At 71.0% G+C, this 25,201-nt stretch carries 19 protein-coding genes; 13 read left to right on the top strand and 6 right to left on the bottom strand.

Translation table 11 applies throughout. The annotated features are described in order from the left end of the window. Positions 1–32: 32 nt before the first annotated feature. A complete protein-coding gene (locus tag POL25_RS06295; protein WP_272084982.1) occupies positions 33–1,043 on the top strand; it encodes a hypothetical protein in 1,011 nt (336 codons plus the stop codon). Between the two features lie 200 nt (positions 1,044–1,243). Continuing rightward, entirely contained in the window at positions 1,244–1,831 is a 588-nt protein-coding gene (locus POL25_RS06300; RefSeq protein ID WP_272084983.1) for a hypothetical protein, read from the top strand. 136 nt (positions 1,832–1,967) lie between these two features. Here the strand turns inward: POL25_RS06300 and POL25_RS06305 are convergent, their stop codons facing one another. Then, a complete protein-coding gene (locus POL25_RS06305; RefSeq protein ID WP_272084985.1) occupies positions 1,968–3,329 on the bottom strand; it encodes a nucleoside deaminase in 1,362 nt (453 codons plus the stop codon). A 490-nt stretch (positions 3,330–3,819) separates the two neighbouring features. Here POL25_RS06305 and POL25_RS06310 point away from each other — a divergent pair, with 490 nt between their 5' ends. After that, complete coding sequence (locus POL25_RS06310) at positions 3,820–4,713, top strand: ABC transporter ATP-binding protein (RefSeq protein WP_272084986.1); 894 nt, start codon at positions 3,820–3,822, stop codon at positions 4,711–4,713. 55 nt (positions 4,714–4,768) lie between these two features. Then, complete coding sequence (locus POL25_RS06315) at positions 4,769–8,386, top strand: ABC transporter permease/M1 family aminopeptidase (RefSeq protein WP_272084987.1); 3,618 nt, start codon at positions 4,769–4,771, stop codon at positions 8,384–8,386. Positions 8,387–8,493: 107 nt separating this feature from the next. On the opposite strand, the gene POL25_RS06320 is transcribed toward POL25_RS06315, so the two are convergent. Continuing rightward, positions 8,494–8,928 carry a YciI family protein gene (locus POL25_RS06320; protein ID WP_272087238.1) on the bottom strand — a complete coding sequence of 145 codons (435 nt, stop codon included), beginning with the start codon at positions 8,926–8,928 and terminating at the stop codon, positions 8,494–8,496. On the opposite strand from POL25_RS06320, the gene POL25_RS06325 reads away from it, so the two are divergent. Beyond that, entirely contained in the window at positions 8,918–9,067 is a 150-nt protein-coding gene (locus tag POL25_RS06325; protein ID WP_272087261.1) for a hypothetical protein, read from the top strand. The genes POL25_RS06320 and POL25_RS06325 overlap by 11 nt on opposite strands. 253 nt (positions 9,068–9,320) lie before the next feature. Beyond that, entirely contained in the window at positions 9,321–9,926 is a 606-nt protein-coding gene (locus POL25_RS06330) for a hypothetical protein (protein ID WP_272084988.1), read from the top strand. A gap of 16 nt (positions 9,927–9,942) precedes the next feature. Here the strand turns inward: POL25_RS06330 and POL25_RS06335 are convergent, their stop codons facing one another. Beyond that, positions 9,943–10,326 (bottom strand): hypothetical protein, encoded by a 384-nt coding sequence (locus POL25_RS06335; RefSeq protein WP_272084989.1) that lies wholly within the window; start codon positions 10,324–10,326, stop codon positions 9,943–9,945. 686 nt (positions 10,327–11,012) lie between these two features. Between POL25_RS06335 and POL25_RS06340 the strand changes: the two genes are divergently transcribed. The 5 genes from POL25_RS06340 (at position 11,013) to POL25_RS06360 (ending at position 18,001) form a co-directional block, all read left to right on the top strand. Continuing rightward, on the top strand, positions 11,013–11,729 hold the full coding sequence (locus tag POL25_RS06340; RefSeq protein WP_272084990.1) for a hypothetical protein: 717 nt from the start codon (positions 11,013–11,015) through the stop codon (positions 11,727–11,729). Positions 11,730–11,888: 159 nt separating this feature from the next. Further along, on the top strand, positions 11,889–13,601 hold the full coding sequence (locus POL25_RS06345; RefSeq protein ID WP_272084991.1) for a DEAD/DEAH box helicase: 1,713 nt from the start codon (positions 11,889–11,891) through the stop codon (positions 13,599–13,601). An 89-nt stretch (positions 13,602–13,690) separates the two neighbouring features. Next, complete coding sequence (locus tag POL25_RS06350; RefSeq protein ID WP_272084993.1) at positions 13,691–13,885, top strand: hypothetical protein; 195 nt, start codon at positions 13,691–13,693, stop codon at positions 13,883–13,885. Positions 13,886–13,944: 59 nt separating this feature from the next. Beyond that, the gene (locus tag POL25_RS06355) at positions 13,945–17,265 is read left to right on the top strand and encodes an NACHT domain-containing protein (RefSeq protein WP_272084994.1); all 3,321 of its coding nucleotides are present in this window, start codon (positions 13,945–13,947) and stop codon (positions 17,263–17,265) included. A gap of 22 nt (positions 17,266–17,287) precedes the next feature. Further along, entirely contained in the window at positions 17,288–18,001 is a 714-nt protein-coding gene (locus tag POL25_RS06360; RefSeq protein ID WP_272084995.1) for an MIP/aquaporin family protein, read from the top strand. 489 nt (positions 18,002–18,490) lie between these two features. On the opposite strand, the gene POL25_RS06365 is transcribed toward POL25_RS06360, so the two are convergent. Then, a complete protein-coding gene (locus POL25_RS06365; RefSeq protein WP_272084996.1) occupies positions 18,491–20,428 on the bottom strand; it encodes a hypothetical protein in 1,938 nt (645 codons plus the stop codon). A 327-nt stretch (positions 20,429–20,755) separates the two neighbouring features. Between POL25_RS06365 and POL25_RS06370 the strand changes: the two genes are divergently transcribed. Continuing rightward, the gene (locus POL25_RS06370; RefSeq protein ID WP_272084998.1) at positions 20,756–21,718 is read left to right on the top strand and encodes a hypothetical protein; all 963 of its coding nucleotides are present in this window, start codon (positions 20,756–20,758) and stop codon (positions 21,716–21,718) included. A gap of 83 nt (positions 21,719–21,801) precedes the next feature. Here the strand turns inward: POL25_RS06370 and POL25_RS06375 are convergent, their stop codons facing one another. Next, positions 21,802–22,446, bottom strand: coding sequence for a TetR/AcrR family transcriptional regulator (locus tag POL25_RS06375; protein ID WP_272084999.1), 645 nt, complete (start codon positions 22,444–22,446; stop codon positions 21,802–21,804). A gap of 124 nt (positions 22,447–22,570) precedes the next feature. Between POL25_RS06375 and POL25_RS06380 the strand changes: the two genes are divergently transcribed. After that, on the top strand, positions 22,571–24,046 hold the full coding sequence (locus tag POL25_RS06380) for a flavin-containing monooxygenase (RefSeq protein ID WP_272085000.1): 1,476 nt from the start codon (positions 22,571–22,573) through the stop codon (positions 24,044–24,046). A gap of 15 nt (positions 24,047–24,061) precedes the next feature. Here POL25_RS06380 and POL25_RS06385 read toward each other — a convergent pair whose 3' ends face one another. Then, positions 24,062–24,787, bottom strand: coding sequence for a WD40/YVTN/BNR-like repeat-containing protein (locus tag POL25_RS06385; protein ID WP_272085001.1), 726 nt, complete (start codon positions 24,785–24,787; stop codon positions 24,062–24,064). Between the last annotated feature and the right edge of the window lie 414 nt (positions 24,788–25,201).

Below are 25,201 nucleotides of genomic sequence, written 5' to 3' on the forward strand. Positions count from 1 at the left end.
CAGCACTGGCGGGGCTGTGCCTGGGCGCGTGCGTGGCGGAGGGGTCGCGGGAGGGCAAGCGCGTCGATTTCGTGTATGAGACCCACGAATACGAGTTGTGTGCTGGCACCGCCACGCACCTCGATGGTTACATCGAGCGGGTGTTCGGGTTCCTGGGCGCGGCGCCGGGCGACTTCCTGGTCCCGGTCGATGTCGTCGCTACGGTGACGTGCGGGGAGCGGGAGGACGCGACCGGGTGCTACGATCCGAACGACGAGCGGGTGATCGTGAGCCTCGCCGAGCACTTTCGCTTTCGACCGACAGCGGTGCTCCGTCACGAGGTCACGCACGCGGTCGTCCACCGGGTCTGGGGGAAGAGCATCCCCTTCTTCCAGGAGGGGCTCGCCGAATCGCTGTCGCGCACGGAGGCGGTGAACACGGAGTGGACGCCCGAGCCCGGTCCGATTCTGGACATGCTCGACAAGCCGGCCGAGGAGGTCGACTACGAGGCCGCGGCGTTGTTCACGCGCTACCTGATCGATCGCGTGGGGGTCGCGTCGTTTCGCGCGATCTACCAGGGGGTCCGTGACGGGACACGGGGCGAGATCGTGGCGCAGATCGAAGCTGGCACGGGGGAGGCTTTCGCCACGCTCGAGGCGGACTTCCTGTCCGGCGCCCCGCGTTGTACCTTCGCAATCGATCTCTGCGATTCGCAGGGCGCAGTGACGGTGGCGGCGGGCGACTCGTGGTCGACGGAGTTCACCGCGTCGTGCCTCGCCCCGGAGTTCTACGGCAGCCAATCGAGCGAGGCGATGTTCACGGCCACGCAGATGCGCGTGGAACTGCAGGGGACAGGCCGCTATCGCGTGCATCTGGTGGACGATGCCGAGTTCGATCCCTCGGTCGAGCTGACGCGCTGCGGTGATTGTGAGGAGCAGTTCGTGCGCCGGATCTGGGACGGCGTGGAGCTCGAGCTCGAAGCCGGCCTGTACGCGGTGGAGGTCACCGTCAAGCCGTTCGCGCACCACGTCGAGTTCGGGCTCGAGTACCTGGGCTCCGGGTGAACGGCGGGGGCGCTCGGCCCGGCGAGGGTCGCCCGGGTCGCCCGCTTGCGCCGCGTCGCGGAAGCTCGATGGGCCCGCCGAGCGGTCCCTATCCCGCCGATGGGCGACGCGTCGCAACTGTGCAATTCATGCTCGCAGCGTTGCGAGCCGCCGCGGGCACCGCCATGGGCAGGATGCCGGGGCAGAGAGAGATCGGCGACATGACGGACACCAGCACCCCCCTGCCGCGCTTCGGACTCGACCACGAGCATTACGCCGCCCTCGTCATCGGGCGCCCCGCCACCGTCGAGGGCTCGTTTGACGGCCTCGCGGCCATCCACGCGCGCTTCGCCACGCTGTCCGCCGAGCTCGGTCTCCCCGTCGCGTTCATCGCCGGAGCGCGCGTCGAGGAGGACGAGGACCACGAGGTCGAGGGCGTGGTCGGCCTCGTGCTGGCGGTCGCGCGCTTCGGCGACCGCCCGGCGACGCCGGAGGGGGCCCTGCTGCAGCGCCACGCCGTCGCCGACGTGCCCGACGCGGTGTGGACCGCGGCCCGCGAGCTCGGGCTGACGCTCGGCGAGGATACCGGCCTCTTCCTCGCCGCCGGCGGCTGGTCGGTCGCCACGCTGCACGCGGGCGAGCCCGACGACATGGGCTGGGACGCGAGCTCGGGCCGCGACTGGCCAGGCGAGATCGTCGGCAAGAAGCTGGCGTCGGCCAGCGCCGACGGCACGCCCTACCGCCTGCTCACCGCGGAGGTCATCGCGGCCGCGGCAGCCTCGCCGTGCCTGTCGGCGAGCTACGCGTAAACGCGACCCAGGCGCACGGCGCCGGGACGTTGGATGCGCCCGGCGGCGTGCTCGCCGGGCCACCGGATGGTGTCGAGAGCCCACGCCAAGAGCGCGACCCGCAACAACACCTCGCCAATCACGCGAGGCGGCGCACTCAGCCGCGAGAGTTCCGCGCCTTGTGAGTGTAGACGAGGCTGTGTCGCGCGAGACGAGGCTCGCGCGCCGCGCGAACGGGTTCGCTGACCATCTGCGCCAAGCTCTTCAGCGCCAGGCTCTCCTGCGCGAGCGCCGGCGACGGACCGATCGCAAGCTGGACGAAATCAGTATAGAGCGGCGGAAGGTTGCCGATCGTCCGGGTGAGCTCCAGCAAGCTGCCGGCCTGGGGGCCTCGCGCATATTGCAGGTTGGTCGGGAAGACCTGCGGAATCGGGCCCTCCATGGTCGATCCGTAAGCCCCGAGCGTCATGAGCCCCGGTGCCGTATTCGGATCCGGCGCGTGCAGGAACAGGAACGTCCCGTACTTCGGCACGGTCAGGTGCGCCGATGCCACGCCACGGGTCGCCTCCGCGTTCATCAACTCCCAGCGGGTCTGCGCATACGCCTGCGTGACCTCCATGAACGGGGTCCGGACGGGAGCGAACCTCTCGCGGCCGGGCAAACACAGGATCAGATTCCCGAATGGATCGAGGAAGCCGACGGCGTTGCCGTCTCCCTCCTCGCCCGCGGCCGCCACCGCCTTGAGCTCCTCGAGGATGTCTTGGCCGGGGATGCGGGCATCCTGGGTCTTCAGCATGAAGGCCCTGGGATAGACCTTGCGAAACGCCTGCTTGACGGGCGAGTCCTCGGGGAGCCCGGACGGATCTTTCAGCTTGTCGGGAGTCAGGCCGGACTCCTCGCTGCTGATCCTGCGGACCATGTTGCTGCTGTCGGCGAAGATGGCGCCGCACCCCATCAGGTTCGCCGACGATACGGTGCCCGTCCGAAATGCGACGTGTTCACCGCCCTGGTAGGACCGCACGTAGAGCTCGGGATCCCCCTTGTGTCCGCAGGCGTAATAGCCGAACTTGTGCTTCGCGGTCCCCTGGAGGCTCGGCGGTAGGCTGTGAAACTCGAACTTCTCGTCGTAGTTGACGCCGGCATAGTCGTCGACGGCGATGACGCCAATGTTGAACCCCGCGGTGAGGAGCGCGCCGGCGCACATCACACATGGGTCGAGCGAGGTCACGACCGTCAGCTCGGATGGTGGCGGCAGTTGCAGCGCCTCGCGGTGCTCGTAGTACCAATAGACGAGCTGACGCTCCCCGTGCGCGGTCGGGTCCCAGGTGAACACCTCGCCCGAAGACAGCGGGCGCAGCACGTTATTGTGCATCCTGTGGACGAGCGCGCCGGTCTTGTTGTCCACGATGAGCCCGCCGACGGCGAACGTGCCCTGACTCGCCGCGTGCATCGCCCGGTCGAGCACGAGAGAAGCCGCCCGGTCGGCGTCGGAAATGATGATCGAATCCTCTGGTCCCACTGTACACCTCCACCGACCTAAACATCGGCCAGACATTCAACGCTGGTTCCCTCGCTCGTGTCAACCGAGGGCGAGCGACGCCTCGGGACGCCGTCTGGCGCTACACACAATCGGCAGAGAGAGCACGCGGACAAATTCAGGACGGCGTTTCGAGAAGAACAGGCCTCAGCACAGGCCGACGCCCTCCATTTCACGAACGAGGCGCGACGATACATCGCCATTCGTATGGAACATGGTCCCGCGGCCGCGAGACGTGGATCCGCGGCACCCGAGAGCTCGAGTCGCGGCCTGCGTCGGCAAATTTCGCGACGCGCATTCGCGCCGTACGCTGCCGGTCGCTCGCGTACGAGGACCGCGAATGCGTGCGAAGGCGGGCGCAAGAATTCGCTCGGACATCACGCGGAGCGTGCGATCGCGCGCGAACGCAACGTCGCCTCCATTTCCGCCCGTAGGGTTTCGCCGCCCGCCGACACTGCAGCGGTGGAGCCCCATGCGCCTGACCATCCGCGACCTCTCGAAGACCTACCCCAACGGCGTGCGCGCCCTGCGGGGCGTCGATTTGACGATCGACGCCGGCATGTTCGGTTTGCTCGGCCCCAACGGCGCCGGAAAGTCGACCCTCATGCGCACGATCGCCACCTTGCAGGAGCCTGATCGCGGCGCCATCGACCTCGGCGGCCTCGACGTGCTGCGGAACAAGCCGGCCGTGCGTGAGCGCCTCGGCTACCTCCCGCAGGAGTTCGGCCTCTACCCCAACCTCAGCGCGGAGCACGTCCTCGATCACTTCGCCGTCCTCAAGGGCATCACCGACGCCCGCGAGCGGCGGGCCCAGCTCGAATTCCTGTTCGAGCAGACCAACCTCGGCGCCGCGCGCAAGCTGGCCGTCGGCGGCTTCTCCGGCGGCATGAAGCAGCGCCTCGGCATCGCCATCGCGCTCCTGGGTGCGCCGCGGCTCATCATCGTCGACGAGCCGACCGCTGGCCTCGACCCGACCGAGCGGCACCGCTTCCTCAACCTCCTGAGCGACATCGGCCACGACGTCATCGTCATCCTCGGCACCCACATCGTCGAGGACGTGGCCGAGCTGTGCCCCAAGTTCGCCATCCTCGCCGGCGGCGAGATCGTCTACACCGGCGCGCCCGAGGCCGGCGTCGCCGAGCTGCGCGGACGGCTGTGGCGGCGCGTCGTCGCCAAGGCCGAGCTGCCCGAGCTCGCCGCGCGGCTGCACGTCATCTCCACCCGGCTCGTCACCGGGCGCCCCGTCGTCCACGTCCACCACTTCGAGGCCCCGGGCCCGGGCTTCGAGCCGGTCGCCCCCGATCTCGAGGACGTGTACTTCTATCATATCACCCGCGCCACCCGCCTGGCCGCGCGCGCCGCCTGACGATCGTGCGCGCCGGGGGTGTAGGGTCTGTCGCGGCCGCGACACTGCAAGCGGCATGAGTCCGTTCTCGACGTTCGCGGGCATCGAGATCCGCTACCACCTGCGCCGGCCGGTCAACTACATCTTCATGGTCCTGATGCTGCTCGGGGGCTGGCTCTACACCGCCACCCCGTTCGCGTGGGCGGGGCCGTTCGGCGGGGCGGTCGACAACGACGCCCCACACAAGCTGAACACCATCGTCATGTTCATGACGCTGTTCGGCGCGATCTTCACCCCCGCGATCGCCGGCACCGCGCTGCTGCGCGACTTCGAGTTTCGCAGCCACGAGCTGCTCTTCACCACCCGCCTGCGCAAGTTCGATTTCGTGCTCGGCCGCTTCCTCGGCGCGTGTCTGTTCACCGCCCTGGTCACCGGCTGCTCCGCGCTCGGCCTGTGGCTCGGCGCGCACATGCCATGGGTCGACCCGGCCCGCCTCGGCCCCGGCGGCGCCCTCGCCTACGTGTGGCCGGTGCTCGTCTACGTGGTGCCCAACGCCTTTGTCACCTGCGCCGTCTTCATCGCCGTCGGCGTGCTGACCCGCAGCTTCCTCGCCGTCTACGTCGCCGGCATCGTCATGTTCGTCGGCCGCCAGATCGGCCTGAGCGTCATGGACGGGGCCTTCCATGCCGGCCCGCAGATCGAGCGCATCATCGCCCTGATCGATCCGTTCGGCCTCGCGGCCAGCGGGCTCGTCACTCGCCACTGGACGATCGACGAGCAGAACACGCGGCTCATCGCCGTTGTCGACGCCCTGCTGTGGAACCGCCTGCTGTGGCTCGCCCTCGGCGGCCTCTTGCTGCTCGTCGCCTATCGCTGGTTCCGCATGGAGGCGTCCCCAGGCGTGCGCCGTCGCGCCCGCTCGATCGTCGATCTGCCCGTCGTCGACCCGCACCGCCCCCCGCGGCCGCGACCGCCGGTCCGCCCGCGCTCGGGCCCCGCCGCCACCTGGGCCGCCTTCGTCGCCATGACGCGCCTCTACTTCCGCGACGTCACGCGGGCGCGCCCGTTTCAGGCGGTCGTCGCCGTGCTGCTGCTGTTCATGCTGCACGCCGTCGACCTCAACTTCCAGATGATGATCACGCTGCCCGTGACCCACACGATGGTGCTCATCGTCCAGGAGTTCGGCCTGTTCTTCTCGATCCTGCTCGCGGTCTACGCCGGCCAGTTGATCTGGCGCGAGCGCGACCTGCACTGCGACCAGCTCCTCGACGCCACGCCGGTCGCCTCGGTCGCGGTGATCGCCGCCAAGATCGCCGCCCTCCTGCTCGTCCAGATCGTGCTCCTGGGCCTGCTGCTCGGCTGCGGCGTGATCTTCCAGGCGCTGTCCGGGTACATGCATTTCGAGCTCCCGGTCTATTTCGGCCACCTCTTCGGCCTCGACGTCCCCAGGCACACGCTCACGATCCTGCTCGCGGTCGCCCTCCAGCTGCTGGTCCCGCACAAGGGCCTCGGCGTCGCCCTGCTGGTCGCCTATTACGTGCTGTTCCCCCTGCTCAAGGACATCGGGCTCGAGCACCGCCTGCTGCGCTACGCCGACCTGCCGCAGATCCTCTATTCGGACATGAACGGGTTCGGCCCCAACGTGTGGTCCTTCGCGGTCCTGTGGGCTTATTACTTCGCGTTCGCCATGCTCCTGCTGGCATTCGGGCGCCTGCTGCTCGTCCGCGGCACCCCGGGCGGCCTGCGCGCCCGCCTGCGCATCGCCAGGGGGCGGGCCACCGGGGCGTGGTGGCGATTCGTCGGCCTCGCCGCCGCCGCCTGGCTCGGCCTCGGGGCCTACGCCGCCCACAACTTCCACGTGCGCAACACCTACGTGACCGAGCGCGGCGTCGAGGCGCTGCAGGCCGTGTACGAGCGCGCGTACAAACAATACGAGGGGCTGTTGCAGCCGCAGCTGGCCGCGGTCGAGCTCCGGATCGACCTGTCCCCCGAGACAGCCTCGGCGCGGGTCCGCGGCACTTACCGGATCGTCAATACGCACGAGGTCGCGGTGCCCGACGTCCACCTGCACCTCCCCGAAGAGGTGACGATCCACGCACTCTCGTTCGCCGGCGGCGCCACGCTCGTGCACGAGGATCCGCGGATCCGCCACCAGATCTGGCAGCTCGCGGCGCCGCTCGCCCCGGGCGCCGAGACGACCCTGCGCTTCGAGCTCGGCGTCGAGCGGACCGGCTTCGCCCACCGCGATCGTGACACCGAGATCCACGCCAACGGCGCGCTCCAGAGCGAGTCGCAGCTGCTGCCGTGGATCGGCTACGACCGCGACGGCGAGGTCGCGGACCGCGACGCGCGCCGGCGCCTCGGCCTGCCCGAGCGCGCCCGCATGCTGGCGGTCGACGACCCGCTGGCCAAGGGTGGCCTTGTCGTCCGCCACACCCACGCGCGCATCGATTTCTCGACCACCGTCTGCACCGCGCCCGACCAGATCGCCGTGGCCCCCGGCGCGCTCGTCCGCGAATGGCAGCAAGACGGCCGGCGCTGCTTCGCCTATGTCGTCGACAACCCGATCCTCAACTCCTGGGTGGTGCAGTCGGCCCGCTACGAGGTGGCTCGCGAGCGCCACGCCGGCATCGACCTCGAGATCTACTATCACGCCGATCACCCCTACAACATCGCGCGCATGATGACGGCGATGAAGCGGTCGCTCGATTATTATCAGGCCCAATTCACCCCGTACCAGGCGCGTCAGCTCCGCATCCTCGAGTTCCCGCGGCGGCACCAGGACTTCGCCATGGCCATGCCGGGCACCATCCCGTTCTCCGAGGGCATCGGCTTCATCCTCAAGTTCGACCCCGACGACGCGACCACCTACGATCGCCCGTTCTGGATCACCGCCCACGAGGTCGCCCACCAGTGGTGGGGCCACCAGGTGTCGGCGCGCTTCGTCCAGGGCGGGACGATGGTGATCGAGTCGCTGTCCGAGTACTTTGCGATCCTGGTGATGGAGCAGGAGTACGGGATCGAAGGCGTGGCGCCGATGCTGCGCGAGAAGCTCGAGATCTACCTGCGGGGCCGCGCGCAGGAGCGCGAGCGCGAGGTCCCGCTGGTCCGCAGCGAGGGCCAGGAGTACATCCGCTACGCGAAGGGCATGATCGCGTTTTATGGCCTCGCCGACCTCGTCGGCAAGGACCGCGTCAACGCGGCGCTGGCCGAGTTCTTGCGCGCCCGCGGCTTCGGGCCCGTCCCGCAGCCGATCGCCGACGACGTGATCGCGGCCCTGCGCGCCGTCACGCCGCCGCAATACCAGTACTTCATCACCGACACCTTCGAGACGATCACCCTCTACGACAACCGGATCTGCGACGCCGCCGTCACCGAGGAGCAGGGCCGATTCCGCGTGCGGGTCACCGCCTGCGCCCGCAAGGTCCGCGCCGACGAGCACGGCCGCGAGACCCCGGCGCCGCTGGCCGACACCATCGAAGTCGGCGTGTTCACGGCCCCGGGCCCGCGGCAGCTCCGGCTCGGCAAGCCGCTCGCGCTCGAGAAGCACGTGTTCACCTCGAAATCCGCCGACGACCCGGGCGCCGAGCTCGTGCTCGAGTTCGTGGTCGACGAGCGCCCCGCCGTGGTCGCCATCGACCCGTACTACAAGCTGATCGAGAGCCGGTCGAACGACAATTTCTTCGACCTGTGACGCCCGCGGCCCGGCGCGGGCGATGCCGCGTCCTCACGGCATCGTCCGCCGGGTCGGGGCATCGTCGGCGCCGGGCGGCCGACCTGCGACAGTCGGCCCGACGCGCCTCATTTCTTCTGCTGCTGCTCGAGCTCGGCGCGGAGGCGGTCCTCCTGCGCGCGAATCTCCGGCGTGTATTCCTCGCCGAAGTCCTCCGCCTCGAAGATCGGCCGGATCTCGAGCTCGGCCTCCTCGTTCGGCATCGGCTCCGGGCAGCGGCGCGCCCACTCGACCGCCTCGTCCATCGATCGCACCTGCCAGATCCAGTAGCCGGCCACCAGCTCCTTGGTCTCGGCGAATGGACCGTCGATCACGTCGCGCGTCTTACCCGAGATCCGGATCCGCTTGCCCTTCACGCTCGGGTGCAGGCCGTCGCCGCCCAGCATCACGCCCGCCTTGACCAGCGCCTCGTTGTAGTTGCCCATCTCGGCCATCAGCTTCTCGCTCGGCATGACGCCCGCTTCGCTGTTCTTCGTGGCCTTTACGATCACCATGACCTTCATCGTCGTGTCCTTTCGCTGCGGCACCGCGCCGGTGCCGGTAGGTTGTTCGTACACGCGACGAACGGCCAGCCGCCAGATCGACACGGCCTCGACGAATTTTTTCGTCGGCCCGCGCGGTGGGCGAAATTCTGTTTCATGACGATGATTTATGCGATCCGCCCCGGACCGCTGCGGCCTGAGCCGTGGCGCCTCGCGCCGGGCCCCTCCCCAGGTCCCTCGCCCGCGGCCGAGTCCGCGGAGACGACGCGGTTCATCTCCCGCCATCCCGGCGCGAACCACAAGGCTGTCTTTTAAGGCATGTCCTTCCAGACATGAAACGAGACCCTCGCCGCGCAGATCCGAGCCATGATCGTCTGTCACGCCCGGGCCCGCTTTGTTAGCCTCGCCGGACGATGAGCAAGGGCAAGAGCATCCACGGGTGCGTCGAGGGCGACCTGACCGCCGACGAGGACGAATACCCGCACGGCCTGCCGACCGAGATCCGGCCGCCGAAGTTGTTCCGCGACGGCGGCTTCGAGCCGCGCGGCGGCCTCGTGCTCGCCGTCAAGACCCCGCTCGGCACCTACGGCATGGGCGGCCCCGGCTTCCTCGGCATCCAAGTCGGCGGCGGCCGCCCGCACGAGCCGCGCTGGCTCGTCGTGACGCTGTGGGCCGCGGCGGGCTGGGCCACGATCGACGGCGACCTCGTGAGCGAAGAATTCTTCGAGTGCGACCGCATCGCGCTCGCGGCCGCGGGGCGTCGCTTTCGCAGCATCACGACGGCGCTCACCGGGACCACGCTGATCGCCGCCGATTGCAGCGACGACCTGCTGGTGCTGGTGTTCGAGCGAGACGGTGCGCGCCAGCGCCTCGAGATCTGGCGCGACGGCCGGGACGTGCCGCCGTGGCGCGGCAGCGGCCAGCCGCGCACGCTCGGGCCCGACGAGTCGATGCGCGACGCCGTGGTCGTCAGCGAGTCCGGCTACCTGTGGACAGCGGACGACGACGACGACGAGTGAGCCGCGCTCGCCTGCTTCACTGCGCCACGCGCAGGCGGACCTCGATGTCGATGTCCCAGCCCGAGGTCTCGTTGTTGGTGAGGCGGTAGAGCGTGCCGTACTCGATGCGGCGGATGATGTAGCTGGTGGTCCGCTGGCCGCCGCGCGGCCCCTGCGTCACCTTGACCTCGATCTGGCTCGGCCCGCGCAGGACCACGAAGTCGCCGCGGTCTCCCAGCCGAATGGCGTCGTTCTCGACCGAGTCCAGCCCCTGGCTGTCGTCGATGTAGTCGAGGATCGAGGTCATCGCGCGGGCGTCCTCGGCGTCGGGCTCGGCCGCGATCGCGGGGGCGGACAGGGCGACCAGGGCGACCAGCAGCGCCGCGGGGCCAGCTTTCGTGGTGATGTCGAAGATCCACATGAGCATCGTCTCCTTGCGAAAATCGCGGGCGCCGCCCAATCGACGGCCCCGCAAGATTGAGCCGACCCGCGCTGGCGTCCAGCGAACGGCCGCAGAAATCAGCGCCTGTCCGCCCGCCGCGAGCGTCCGCTCGCACGCCCGGCCCGCGCCCCTCGGCCGCTCGGATCGAGTCGCGGCGCTCGTCGCGATTGCATGGACTCGATCGATCGCCGAACACCGACAATCACAGCACCGCATGCCCCCGATCCCGGGGACTCTTATCGCGCTGCGGATCTCCGACCACGGTTCATTTCGACGTGAGGATGCGCCCGCGCCGCAAGCCGATCTCCCGCGCCACGATCGACGCGCTGCGGCCTGACGACCCTATGCATATCCGCGCCGGTGACATCGCGGCAATTGGCGAGAGCGCGCGTCGGTGGCGGATCGGCGCTTGTGCCATTCGCGCACCGCGAATTCGTGCTGCATTCGCCCGCGGCTCTCGTCGCGCCCCCGGCGGACCCGGGCGCGGGGCGGGCTCTGCAGCCATTCGCTGCCGCGCACGCGCGACGAAAGGGCGCCCGCGGGCCGGGGTTTCACGCGCGCCAGCGGATGTTCCTCTCGCGCGATTGCATCGAAGGACCCTGGTCACTGGCATTTCGGATCCTATCCTTCATGACCCTTTTCCAACCAAAGGGTTCGGAGACATCATGCGAAAATACCTTAGGCATCTCACCCACCTCACCCTCGTTCTCACCGCTTTCGCCGCCTGCGATTCCGGGGACATCACGCCGCGCGAGGCCGATCCGCTGGTCTGCGGCGGCTTCGCGGGCCTCGAATGCCCGGCCGGCCTCGTCTGCGTCGACGACCCGAGCGACGATTGCGACCCGCTCAAGGGCGGCGCCGATTGCATCGGCATCTGCGAGGACCCCGGCCCCGCGACCTGCGGCGGCTTCCTCGGAACCGAATGCCCCGAAGGACAGGTCTGCGTCGACGACCCGAACGACGATTGCGACCCGCAGAACGGCGGCGCCGACTGCATCGGCGTCTGCGAGGAGGCCCCCGCGACCTGCGGCGGCTTCCTCGGCACCGAATGCCCCGACGGCCAGGTCTGCGTCGACGACCCGAACGACGATTGCGACCCGCAGAACGGCGGCTCCGACTGCATCGGCGTCTGCGAGGACGGCCCGGCCGTGTGCGGCGGGATCCTCGGCACCGCCTGCCCCAAGGGCCAGACCTGCGTCGACGACCCCAGCGACGACTGCGACCCGGAGAAGGGCGGGGACGACTGCATCGGCGTCTGCACCGACTCCGGCCGGGTGTACGTGAACCACGATCCGGCCGCCTGCCTGGCGATCAAGTTCGCGTGCCCCAAGGGCATGAAGCACTTCTTCGACGCGACCGGCTGCGGCTGCGAGCCGGAGTGAGCCTGGCGACGCGGCGATCCTGACCGCGCACCGGGCCGCCCAGCCCGCCTTTGCGCGGCCCCGGACGGTCCAGCCCGCCCGCGCGCGCGCGGCGGCGTGTCCAACGGCACGCCGCCGCGCGCCCCGCGGGCGTTTTTAATCGGGTAGACGTTGCCGCGCATGAGCGACGACGAAGACCTCCCCCCGCCGACCGGCTTCGCCGCGCTCGACCTGCCCGAGCCGCTCCTCAAGGCCCTGAGCGACGTCGGCTACGAGACGCCGTCACCGATCCAGTCGCAGACGATCCCGCACCTGCTGGCCGGACGCGACCTGCTCGGCCAGGCCCAGACCGGCACCGGCAAGACCGCGGCGTTCGCCCTGCCGATCCTCGCGCGCCTCGACCGGACCCGGCCGACCCTGCAGGCGCTGGTGCTCACGCCCACGCGCGAGCTGGCGATCCAGGTCGCCGAGGCGCTGCACCGCTACGCCGCCCACATGCCGGGCTTCCGCGTGCTGCCGATCTACGGCGGCCAGAGCTACGGCCCGCAGCTGCAAGCGCTCGGGCGCGGGGTCCATGTCGTCGTCGGCACCCCGGGGCGCATCATCGATCACCTCGGCCGCGGCTCGCTCGACCTGACGCAGCTGCGCCAGGTCGTGCTCGACGAGGCCGACGAGATGCTGCGCATGGGCTTCATCGACGACGTCGAGCACATCCTGCGCGCGACCCCGGCCGCGCGGCAGACCGCGCTGTTCTCGGCCACCCTGCCGCCGCCGATCCGGCGGATCGCCCAGACCTACCTGCGCGACCCGGTCGAGGTCACGATCGCCGGCAAGAGCCGCACCGCCGACAACATCCGCCAGCGCTACTGGGTCGTCAGCGGCATGCACAAGCTCGACGCGCTGACGCGGATCCTCGAGGCCGAGACGTTCGACGCGATGATCGTGTTCGCCCGCACCAAGGTCGCCACCGACGACCTGGCCGAGCGCCTGCAGGCCCGCGGCTTCGCGGCCGCGGCGATCAACGGCGACATCCCGCAGGCCCAGCGCGAGCGCACGATCGCCATGCTGCGCGACGGCGCGATCGACATCCTCGTCGCCACCGACGTCGCCGCCCGCGGGCTCGACGTCGACCGCATCAGCCACGTCATGAACTACGACGTGCCGACCGACCCGGAGAGCTACGTCCACCGGATCGGCCGCACGGGCCGCGCCGGCCGCAGCGGCGAGGCGGTCCTGTTCATCGCCCCGCGCGAGCGCGGCCTGCTGCGCATGATCGAGCGCGCGACCCGACAGCCGATCACGCCGATGGAGCTGCCGACCATCAAGATGGTCAACGACGTGCGGCTGGCGCGGTTCAAGCAGCAGATCCGCGACAGCATCGCCGCTGGCGGCCTCGAGCCGTTCCAGAACGCGATCGAGGAGCTCGAGAAGGAGGACAACATCCCCGCGCTCGAGATCGCGGCCGCCCTGGCCAAGATGGTCCGCAAGGGCGAGCCGTTCATGCTGGCGGCCGAGCGCCGCGAGCCCGAGGAGCGGCACACGCACGAGGAGCGGCCGCCGGCGCGCGGCCCCGACCCCGGCATGGCCGCCTACCGCGTCGAGGTCGGCCACCTCCACGGCCTCCGGCCCGGCAACCTGGTCGGCGCGATCGCCAACGAGGCCCGGCTGACGAGCAAGCAGATCGGCCGCATCGACATCCAGAAGGACCACGCCTTCGTCGAGCTGCCCGCCGAGCTGCCCGACGAGCTGCTGCAGCACCTGAAGAACGTGTGGGTCGCCGGCGGCCAGCTGCGGATCACCCGCGACGGCGAGCCGCCCGACGACGAGGGCAAGCGCCCGCCCAAGCGCAACCTGCTGCGCGGGCGCCTGTTCGGCAAGCCGCGCCGGAACTGAGCCGCACGAGCGGCCGCCGATGACACGAGAGACATGTCCTAACGGACATGTCTCTTTTCATATGTCTGTCGAGGCATGTCCTCTCGAACATGTCCCGAGACGCTGCGAGGCGGGCTCGCGCGCCGCTCGCCGTCGGCCGCGCCCGACCCGCCTTCGCCCGCGACCTCGACCGGGGCACGGCGATCGCCCCGAGCTTCCGCGACGCGGTCAAGCTGCACCACCTCGTCGACACCATCGCCGAGGCGTCCGCCAGCGGCCAGCGCAAGCTGTGGCAGCGACCGTAAAACCAATGCCATGAGCCGCACGCGATCGCCGGTCCGCGGCGTGTGGTAGCGTGGCCGCGATGACCCCGGCGGTCGCCCTGCACGAGTACCTCGTCCGCCGCTACCCCGACCCGCGCGACCTGCGACAGCTCGTCGAACTCCACCTCGGCGCGGAGATCGGCAGTGCGCTGCCCGTCGAGGTGCACGCGCAGAGGTTGGCATTCGTGCTGCTGCAGCACTGCGAACATCGCGGGCAGACGCTCGAGCTGTTCGCGGCCCTGCAGCACGACGCCGGCGGCCGCGGCGAGGAGCTCGCCCGCGTCGTCGCCGACTACCTGGCCGCGCACCCCGACCCGTCGCTGCGCCGCGCGATCGATCGCTACGCCGAGCACGCCCGCCTCACGGCCCGCCGCCCGCCGCTCGAGCAGCAAGTCGGCAAGTTCCTCGACGGCGCCGACCACGACCTCGACCGGGTGTGGATCTCGCTGACCTCACGACCCGTCCCGGCGCCGCAGCTGCAGCCGCCGACCGACGCGCAGGGGCCGATGCCGCTGCCGGTGCTCGAGGTCGCCGCGCCGGTGCTCGAGCTGTGGCCGGCACAGGCGCCGTGGCTGCTGCTGCTCGGCGACCCGGGCGCGGGCAAGAGCGTGGTGGCCCGCCGGGCGCTGATCGAGCAGCTGGAGGCCGGAGGTCGGACGCCGGTCCGCGTCGAGCTGGGGCGCTATGCGGCCTGGACGACCCGGGCGACCGGTCCGCACAGCTTCCTGCGCTTCCTCGGCGAGACCTTCGCTACCACGGGCGTGCCGCTGTCGGCGACGCAGCTCCGCGGGCTGGCGCTGGCCGGCGAGGTGACGTGGATCGTCGACGGCCTCGACGAGGTGGCCGACGCCGAGCTGCGATCGCACTGCGTCGAACAGCTGATCCACCTGCGCGACCGCGGACCAGTGCTCGTCACCAGCCGCCCGCGCGGCGTGACCCCGGCCCGCGAGACCCTGCGTGAGGCCGGCTTCGCCATCCACGAGCTGGTCCCGCTCGACGATCCGATGCTGGCGAAGCTCGGAAACAACTGGTTCGGCGCGGGCCTCATCGACGCGGCGGCGCTGCAGCGCGCGCTCGGGACCGCGGCGGTGCGCGAGCAGATGCGGTCGCCGCTGATCGCCACGTTCGTGCTGGTGCTGGCCCGCCGGGGCATGCCGCTGCAGCAGCGCCACGCGGTGCTGTCGCAGATCTGCGCGCTCACGGTGCGCACCTGGGCCGACCGCCGCGGGCCGCTCTCGCTCGACGCCCGCGCCCGCATGGCGTTCCTGCGCGGGCTGGCATGGACGATGCTGACCGCGCCCGGCCAAGGGGCCGAGAACATCGTCGAGCACGCCGCGCTGCACCGCTTCGCCGCCAGCTTCTTCCGCGAGCGCGAGCCGGGCCTGAGCCGCGACGAGGCGGTCGCGCGGGCCGAGTCGCTGATCGCCGAGCTCAACGAGGAGGTCCACGCGATCTCGCCGCTCGGCGGCGCTAGCTTCGGCTTCGTGCATCGCTCGCTGCTCGAGTTCTTCGCCGCCGACGCGCTGGCAGAGTCACAGGACCCGGATGTGGTGGCACGATTCGCCGCCGATTGGCACCACAGCACCTGGACCGAGGTCCTGCCGATGGCCTGCGGGCTGATCGCGGAGAGTCGACCGGCGCTGGCGGTGCGGGCCTTGCGAGCGGTCGTCGCCGGCGGCCCCTCGCTCGCGGCCGCGCGCTTGCTGGCGGCCAGCGAGTTCGTGGTGCGCTGCTTCGCCGAGGTCGAGCCCATCGGTCCCGATCTGGCCGCGCTGGCAGATGCGCTGAGCGAGGCGTGGATCTCGCTCGCCGCGCTGGGCGAGCTCGACATGCGCGGGCTGGCGGCCGTGCTGCGCCCGATCGGCCCGCGCTGGCCCGGTGCGCGCCGGCTGGGCGAATGGTTCGAGGCGACCGGCGGGAGCGGACGGCTGCTGGGGATCCCGGAGTTTAACGTGCAGCTGTCGCACGGCAGCTCGACCCAGGTGTCGCTCGTCCACGCGGTGATCGCCGTGACCGCCGTCGCGTCCCGCCCGCGCCTGCTCGCGCGTCTGCTCGCCAGGTCGCCGGCCGTGCTCATGCCATTCGCCGATGGCCTGGCGAGCATGGGCCCGTGGACCGACGGCGAGCTCGAACAGCTGATCCGCAGCCTGGATCGCTTCGGCTGGGCGTGGGACGCCCAGGTCGTGGCCTGGCTCGGCGACCTCGCCGGCACCGCGGCCGAGCCCGAGCTGGCGCTGAGGATGCTCGACGAGGGCCGTGATTCGCTCGAGCGCATGTTCACCGCCGCTCTGCTGATCTCGTCGTCGACGATGCGTAGCGAGGCGATCTCCGCCCTCGATGGTGAGATTTCGGCGATCGCCGCCCACCAACCGAGCGTGATCTTGCAAGAGATCAACGCTCAAATCGTCGCCACCGCGCTGCGCCTCGAACCGACCGCCGCGGTCGACCTGTGTCGGCGATTGATGGCCCTCGGGGCCCCCGAGCCGCGTGCGACTGCCTGTCTGCTCGCGGCGCATTTCGGCGACGAAGAGGCCGCCGCCGCGCTGGTGACGATGTTGCGCTCCCAGGATCGCCGCACTCACGACGCGGCCAACTGGGCGCTCACCCACGGCCGCCTGCGCGACGGCATCGATCGGGTGCTGGCCTCGCTGGGCGACGATATCGGCTGCGTGACGCTGGCGTGGGCGGCGATGACCCTGCCGCCGGTGGCCGAGCAACACGGCCGCTGGGCCGCCGCGCGGGCGCTGTGGTGCCATTTGGCCGATGCCGGCGAATGGAGCGGTCAATTGCGCTGGATGGCCGTCGCTGCCTTGATCAGCCGGCCGACCTGGCGCGACGCCGGGATCGAGCGTCTGTTACGATTGCAGCCGGACACCCCGCCGAACAGCCCCAACATCGACACCGCCCTGCGCCGCCTCGGCGAGTACCCCGACGGCCCCGAGCACCTGCGGCGATTGCTGGCCGCCGAGCCCGGGCGTGTCCGTCGGCGGTGGATCGCCCAGGCGCTGCTCGAGCGCGACCCCGACAATCTCGCCGCCCGCGACGAGCTGCGCGCGCAGGCCGATTCCAGCGGTGATCGCCAGGAGCAGCACCTCCTCGCCCATGCGATGCGTCGCCTCGGTCTGCCGCGCGCCGACTGGGAGGCGGTCGCCCGCAAGGTCGCCGGCCACGGCGACGACCCGATCTCGCGCTGCGCCGTCGCCGTCCTGCTCGCCGACGTCGAGGCCCTGCGCAGCCTCGACGCCGAGCTCGCGGCGCGGACCGACGACCCCCGGCGCCCCTCGATCGACCCCGACGTGCGCGAGCTCGCCGGCCTGCTGCTGCGCGTCGAGGACCTCCGGCTGCGGCTCGCCGGCGGCTGACCGCCGGTCTATCCTCGCCGCGATGTCGCCCTTCTCCGCCGAGTTCCTCGGGACCGCGCTCCTCATCGTGCTCGGCGACGGCGTGGTCGCCAACGTCGCCCTGGCGCGCACGCACGGGCACGGCGGCGGCCTCATGGCCATCACCGCCGGCTGGGCCGCCGCGGTGTTCGTCGCCGTCTACGCGGTCGCCTCGACCAGCGGCGCGCACCTCAACCCGGCGGTCACCCTGGCGCTGGCGCTGCGCGGCAAGTTCCTGTGGCAGGATGTCCCTTCGTACATGTGCGCCCAATTGCTCGGCGCCTTCGTCGGCGCCACGATCGTGTGGCTCGCCTATCGGCGCCAGTTCGACGCCACCGCCGACCCCGCGACCGTGCGCGGGGTGTTCTGCACCGCGCCGGCGATCCGCGACCTCGGCAGCAACTTCCTCACCGAGGCGATCGCCACCTGCGTGTTCGTGCTCGGGGTGCTGCAGATCGCCGCGCCGACGCACGGGCTCGGGGCCCTCGACGCCCTGCCGGTCGCGCTGCTGGTGCTGGCGATCGGCCTGTCGCTCGGCGGCCCGACCGGCTACGCCATCAACCCGGCGCGCGACCTCGGGCCGCGGCTGGCCCACGCGATCCTGCCGCTGCGCGGCAAGGGCGACAGCGACTGGGGCTACGCGTGGGTGCCGATCGCCGGCCCGCTGGTGGGCGCGACCGCGGCGGCGCTGCTGCACGGGGCCCTGTTCGGGGGGTGACACCTCGCGCCCGCGTCGCCGCGGGCTCCGGCGACGCGGACGCGTGGCATCACAGCGCGGAGAGGACTCGGAGCGTCACGAAGGCCGCGACGCGGATGCATCGCCGATCTGCCAGTGGAGCTCGCTCCGAGAGGCATCGATGCGAAGTTCACGGCGGTCCCGCGCGCGAATGCGAGGACCTGGACAGTCGCGCCGCTGATCGGTCGGACCTGACGGTCCGTGGCCGGGCCAGCGGGCGCGAGCTCGGGGGCGATAAGGGGAGTGTGAATAGAGGGAGTGTCGGCCCCGGCGTCGAAGATAGCGGCGACGACGAGGTCTTCCCATAACGCGGACCGCGGCAGCGCGGGCGGATACAGATACTGCGCATGACGGACCCTCGGTATCGCCAAGGATGAACAGCCTCGGACGGACTGCCACCGCCCTCGCCTACCTGTGTGATACCCGCCGCGCCTCGGCGGCACGGACCTGCACGCCGCCACAGCCCTGGCCTCAGGGGCCCTGTTCGAGCACGAATTCGGCCGGCAGCGTCGGCCCCCCCACGACCCGGATAAACCCCGTTTCGTCGCCCTCGACCGGCTCGCGCTCGATCTGGCAATCGATGTTCGCGACCTCGCTGCGGCAGCGCAGCTCCTGCAACCAGTGAAATCGCAGCACCAGCTCCTGCGTGCCGGGCGCCGGCTTCGCCGCCGACACGGCGATCCGTCCGAGCCCCGCCTCGACGCGGGCGCTGCCGCGGACCAGGTACCCGGCCGGCTTGCGCACGCGGTAGGCGCGATAGCGGCCGCCGACGATCCCGCGCGGCTCGAGCAGGTCGAGGCGGCGCTCGATCGCCGGGATGTGCGGCACCGACATCAGCACGTACGCGACGTTGAAGGTCTGCAGATAGCGCTCGAGGCCCTCGTTGTAGCGCTCGTCGCTGTCGAGCCAGTGGAACAGGTTGGCCTGCTCGTGGATGGTCCGGCGATCGGGGAAGCCGCCGAGGATCGGCCGGTCGGTGGCCCAGCGCAGGTACTCGCCGAGGGCCCAGTAGTGCACGAGGAACCGGCCCTCGTCGGGCTGCGCGGCGACCCACGCGGCGACCTCCTGGAAATCGTCGCTGATCGGCTTCAGGCGCATGCTCGGGAAGAACTGCTCCTCCTGCACCACGCTCTTGAGGAAGCCCATCGGCGACACGTCGACGCCGGGCAAGAAGGTCGCCAGCTGGGCGTAGACCCGCGGCGCCAGCAGCACGAGCAGGCCGATCGCCAGCCCGCGCAGGCCCGCGGGGATCTGCGACCATGTCCTTCGGGTCAGGTTGTCGGCGAGCCACGGCCCGGCCAGCACCGCGGCCCAGCAGGCCATCGGCGCCGCGAACCGGTACGGCTCGGTGGCCGGCACCAGCGGCAGCAGGGCGCCTATGTAGCTGAGCCCGAACAGCCACGCCAGCGTGCCGCCGGCGAAGCCGAGCGCCGGTTCGCGCGTGCGTCGCCAGGCCAGCAAGGTCCCGATCGCGGCCAGCACCGCGATGGTGCGCACGAACGTGCGCTGGCGGACGAACCCGGTCGTCAGCGGATCGACGAACACCTCGAGCAGGTCGTAGAAGAAGAACGCGGGCGTGGCCTGGCCGAGCTTGTGCGACGGCGCCATCAGCTCCATGTGCGTCAGGGCGGGCCACAGCCAGTAAGCATTGACGGCGATCGTCAGCGCCGCCAGGCCCCACACGCGCGCGTGGCCGGCGAGCGCGAGCCCGCGGGCGCGCGCGACGTAGAGGCCGATCATCGGCCCCGCGAGCGCGGCGAAGCTCCACACGTGGGTCAGCAGCGTCAGCGGCAGCAGCACCAGCAGCGCCGCCCAGCCGCCGCGTGCCGGTGCGGCGCCGAGCTGGCGCCAGAACAGCGCCAGCACCAGCACGCACAGGTGCGAGACGGTCGCGAACGAGATCATGCCGCCGCCCCAGAAGAAGCGGATCAGCGACTCGAAGTGCCACAGCAGCACGCCGAGCCCGAACGTCCACGCCTGCGACCGGGCCGACACGCCGAGCAGCCGCGCCGCCAGCGTCAGCGAGATCGGCATGGCGATCGCCGAGACCAGCGTGTAGAGGTTGAACGCCATCGTCAGCGGCAGGCCCAGCCGGTGCAGCACGGTGCAGAACAGGAAGTGGGCCTTGTTGTCGACGTCGAAGAACAGGCCCGCCGGATAGCCGGCCAGCATCATCGGGTCGTAGACCCACAGCCGACCCTCGGCCAGCGCCCGCGTCAGCGTGTGCGTGTGCTGAAAGTGGGTCTGGTAGTCGGGCCCGCTGAACGGCTGGGCGCCGAACACCACCCGCAGCGGGATGGCGTTGAGCACCAGACCGGCGTGGATCGCCGCGAACCCGAGGAACATGCCCCGGTGCCCGCGCAGCCAGGCCCAGCGCGTGCTCCCGGCCGCTGCGGTGGGGTCGGTCATCGGCGGCGCGACGATACGCCGGGCCCGCCCGCGGCGTCAAAGGTGGCGCGGCCCGGCCGCGAAGATCGGCGGCGCCGACCGCTGGATCCCGGCGCGCCCGACGAGCACGACCTCACCGCAGCCCGGGCTCGCCTCCAGCGCCCTCGCCGCGGGCCGTCGCCCGCCGACCCATTGCCATCACATGTCCTTCAGGACAGCACGAAGCACGAGCGCCGCCGGTATACGCCCGGCGCGGACCTGCGCGCGTGACCGCCCCCGCCGGCCCGCCCTCCGAGGACGCGAGGAGCCGGCCTTGCCGGGCATCCGCCGGCCATCCATCCTTGCAGCATGACCTTCGCTTGTGCTCGCCTGGCCTCGTGCGCCTTGCTGCTCATCCTCTCCTGTGGCCCGGGCGTCGGTGAATCCGACACCTCGTCCACCGGGACGCCCGGGCCCTCGACCACCTCCTCGAGCGACCCCGCGAGTTCGTCCGACAGCAGCACCTCCGCTCCCACGAGCGACAGCGACGGCGCCACCTCCTCCTCCGCGAGCGACAGCGACGCCACCGCCTCCACCTACACGAGCGACGCCACCACCACCTCCTCCACCAGCGACGCCACCGCCTCGACCAGCGAGCCCTCCACCGTCACCGGCGATCCCCCTGGCCCGGCCCTGCCAGCCGGCTGCGAGTCGACCGATCCCGAGGTCGCCGCCGGGTTCGCCATCGCGCTGCCCGGCTGGCCCCCCGACCACACGCTGCCACCGCTCGAGTTCGTCACCTGCGTCATCGACGAGGTCATCGTCGACGTCATCGTCGACGTCGACGTCGTGACCACGAAGTTGACTTGCGACATCGCCGGCACCCTGCGGCCGGTCGAAGTCACCATCGACGCCGGGCCCGAGGGCCCGGTCGCCTGGGGCGCCGGGCAGTCCGTGCGTCTGCGTCACGCCGACATCGAGGGCGACAGCATCCGCCGTTCCCTCCACATGAAGCCGATCGATGACGACGACGCCGTCCTGATCCTCGCGCTCGACATGTTGAACGGCGACGGCCTCGACGTGTTGGGGTCGCCGCTGCAGATCGACGTCGAGCTCGCCTGCGATCCGGAGATGACAGGCGAGTCCCGCCCGACCCTGCTGCGCTTCGGCCTGCCCGACGACTCGGACGCTCTGGAGCTGTTCAACGGCCACCGCGGGGTCCTCGCTATCGACGACGCCTTCGCCTACGCCATCGACCTGGCCGAGTCCCGCGGCAATGCCCTCCATCCCGACGGTCGCGTCCAATTCCTGATCCGCAGGGTCGCCGACTGACCCTCGCGTAGCGTGAACCCTCCTGGTTCTTCTAACAATGCCAATAGGACATGCTCCAAGAGACATGTCCTCGAGGCCAGCCATCACCGCGGCACCTGCCCGCCGTAGATCGTCGCCAGCCAGATCTCGAGCAGCACGTCCACCACCCGCGCCTCGTCGATCATCGGCGCGTGGTCGGCGAAGCCGGCGTGCAGCACCCGCTCGTTCATCCAGTTGAGCGCGACGGCGAGGTCGCGCGCCGGGGCCCCGCAGCGCGCCGCTCCACGCGCGCGCTCGGCCTCGATCGCCGCCGCCGTCTCCTCCACCAGCCCCGTCATCACCTGCGACCACAGCGCGCGGACCTCCGGGTTCGTCACGCGCGCGTCCGCGGCTGCCACGCTGACGGCCCGGTGGGCGCGGAAGATCCGGTAGTACGTCTCGATCGCCGCTCGCCACCCCCGCGCCGGATCCCCGGCTGCGCTCGCCAGCGCCGCGTCGCGCTCGGCCCGCGCCTGCTCGACCATGCGATCGAGCAGCGACAGCAGCACCGCGTCCTTCGACGGGAAGTAAAAGTAGAACGTCGGCCGCGAGATGCCGGCCCCGCGGGCGATGTCGTCGATCGAGATCTCGGGCAGCGCGCGCTGCTCGAGCAGCTTCTCGAAGCTCGTAAGGATCGCCTGCTCGCGGTCGTCACCGCTCGGGCGGCGGGCCCGGCGGCCGCGCGACGGGCGGTCCTTGCCCTCGCTCATGGCCGACCTCGCCCGGTCGCCGATTTGCCGAAAAACGCGCTCACGGCGGCAATCTGGACCCATCCGGCCCGCCAGTCAACACCATGTTGACACACTCGACACGGTGTTGAACACTGTCGGGGTCATGACGCCCGAACACCTCGACGTGCTGATCATCGGCGCTGGTCTGTCCGGCATCGGCGCCGCCTATCACTTGCAGCACGGGTGCCCCGGCAAGCGCTTCGCCTTGCTTGAGGGTCGGGCCGACCTCGGCGGCACCTGGGACCTGTTCCGTTACCCCGGCGTGCGCTCCGACTCCGACATGCACACGCTCGGCTACAGCTTCCGCCCGTGGGCCGAGGCGCGGGCAATCGCCGACGGCCCCTCGATCCTCAAGTACCTGCGCGACACCGCCGTCGCCTACGGCATCGATCGCAAGATCCGGTTTCATCATCGCGTCGTCGCGGCGCGTTACGCCACAGCCGACGCCCGCTGGACCGTCGACATCGTGCGCGGCGACACCGGCGAGGCCTCGCAGCTCACCTGCGATTTCCTGCTCGGGTGCACCGGCTACTACCGCTACGACGAGGGCTACACCCCGCAATTCGCCGGCACCGAGCGGTTCGCCGGTCGCATCGTGCACCCGCAGCACTGGCCGGCCGACCTCGACTACGCCGGCAAGCGGATCGTCGTCATCGGCAGCGGCGCGACCGCGGTAACGCTCGTCCCGGCGATGGCCGGGACCGCCTCGCACGTCACCATGCTGCAGCGTTCGCCGACCTGGATCTCCAGCCTGCCGACCGACGATCGCATCGCCGGCTCGCTGCGCCGCTGGTTGCCCGAGGCCGCCGCCGCCGCCGCCGTGCGCTGGAAGAACATCCTGTTTCAGCTCGGCATTTATCAGACCTCGCGCCGGCGCCCGCACCTCATCAAGCGCGTGCTGCGGAAGGCGCTCGAGCGCCAGCTGCCCGCCGGTTACGACATCGACCGTCACTTCACCCCGCGCTACGACCCGTGGGATCAGCGGCTGTGCCTCGCGCCCGACGGCGACTTTTTCAAGGCCATCCGTCGCGGTCACGCCTCGGTGGTCACCGACGAGATCGAGAGCTTCACCGAGACCGGCCTGCGCCTCAAGTCGGGCGACGAGCTCGCCGCCGACATCATCGTCACCGCGACCGGCCTCAACCTGCTGCTGTTCGGGGGCATCCGCGTGTTCGTCGATGGCGCCGAGGTCCCGGTCTCCGCGCGCAAGACCTACAAGGGGCTGATGCTCGAGGGCGTGCCCAACTTCGCGTTCGCGCTCGGCTACACCAACGCCTCGTGGACCCTCAAGGCCGACCTCACCGGCGCGTACGTGTGCCGCCTGCTCAAGCACATGGAGGCCCGCGGCCACCGCCAGTGCGTGCCCGTCAACGACGACGCCAACATGGCCGAGCGGCCGCTGCTCGACTTCGGCGCCGGCTACGTGCTGCGCTCGCTGGCGATGCTGCCCAAGCAGGGCGCGCACGCGCCGTGGCGGCTGCGCATGAACTACCCGTCCGACCTGCTGGCCCTGCGCCTCGGGCCCGTGACCGACAGGGCGATGCGGTTCTCGAGCCCCGAGCCCAGCGCTCGCGCGTGAGCGCGACCGCGAGCCTCAATCGCAGCCCATGCAATACCGGTAGACGACCGCCGCGCCGTCGACCAGCACCGTCAGCGCGGAGGGACCGCCCGGCGCGCTGGCGTGGGTGAACGCGTACGCCGGCAGGTCGAGCCAGTGCGTCCGCGTCAGCCCGCCCTCGGCCTCGTGCCAGGCCCACAGCCCGCCCTCGGCCAGGATCGTGGCCGACAGCAGGGTCGCGCCGTCGACCTCGTACCCGCCGACGTGGATCTGCCGGATCGGCGGCGTGAACCCGGGGTTGATGCGATCCCAGGTCTCGCCGTCGTCTCGACTCACCAGCAGCGCGCCGTCAGCCGCGCCGATCATGCCCATGGCGGGGCCTCCGCCGCTCGAGGTGAGCGCCACCGTCCGCAGATCGGCGGTCGTGTCGACGGGGACAGGCGCCCAGGTCTCGCCCTCGTCGCCGCTGCGCACGATCGTGCCGCCGTCGCCGACCGCGACGGCGACCGGCCGCGCGAGCGCCACTGCCTGCAGACGCTGGTCCGTGCCGCTGACGCGCGCTCGCCACGTCTCCAGATCGCCGCTCGCCACCAGCACCGTGCCGTCGTCGCCGACGGCGATGCCGATCCGGAACGGGCAGTGTGCCACCAGCCCGCGCAGCGCCGCCGCGGTCGCCGGAGAAGTCGGCGCATGCCAGGTCTCGCCGAGATCGTCCGACACGCGGATCGTCCCGCGATCGCCGACGACGACATACGGACACATGGGATCGATCGAGCCGAGCGCGAACACCCCGTGCAGATCGGCGTCGGTCCCGGCGTCGCGCGGCTCGTAGCGGAAATGCCACCGCCAGCGCTCCGCCCGCCCCGACCGCGACCACGGACTCGGCCACGCGCAGCGGCTGCTCGTGGTCGAGCCGGAACCACCGATCGCAGTCGTCCTCGCGCGGGCACACGTGGCAGCTCGCCAGCGCCACGGCGACGCCCGCGACGGCGACCCGCCCGCTCGCCCCGGAGCGCATCGATGCGCCGCGTCTCGCTCGCGCTGCTGGCACTCGACCTCCGGGGACGGAGTCGCCGGGGCCGCAATAAAAATTGCGGCAGCGCGACGAATGCTCGCGCGTCCGTGGGCGCCGCCACGGCCGCCCACGACCTCGTTCACGCGTCACCGAGTGCGCTC

Source organism: Nannocystis bainbridge, from assembly GCF_028368995.1.
Taxonomy (GTDB): Bacteria; Myxococcota_A; Polyangia; order Nannocystales; family Nannocystaceae; genus Nannocystis; species Nannocystis bainbridge.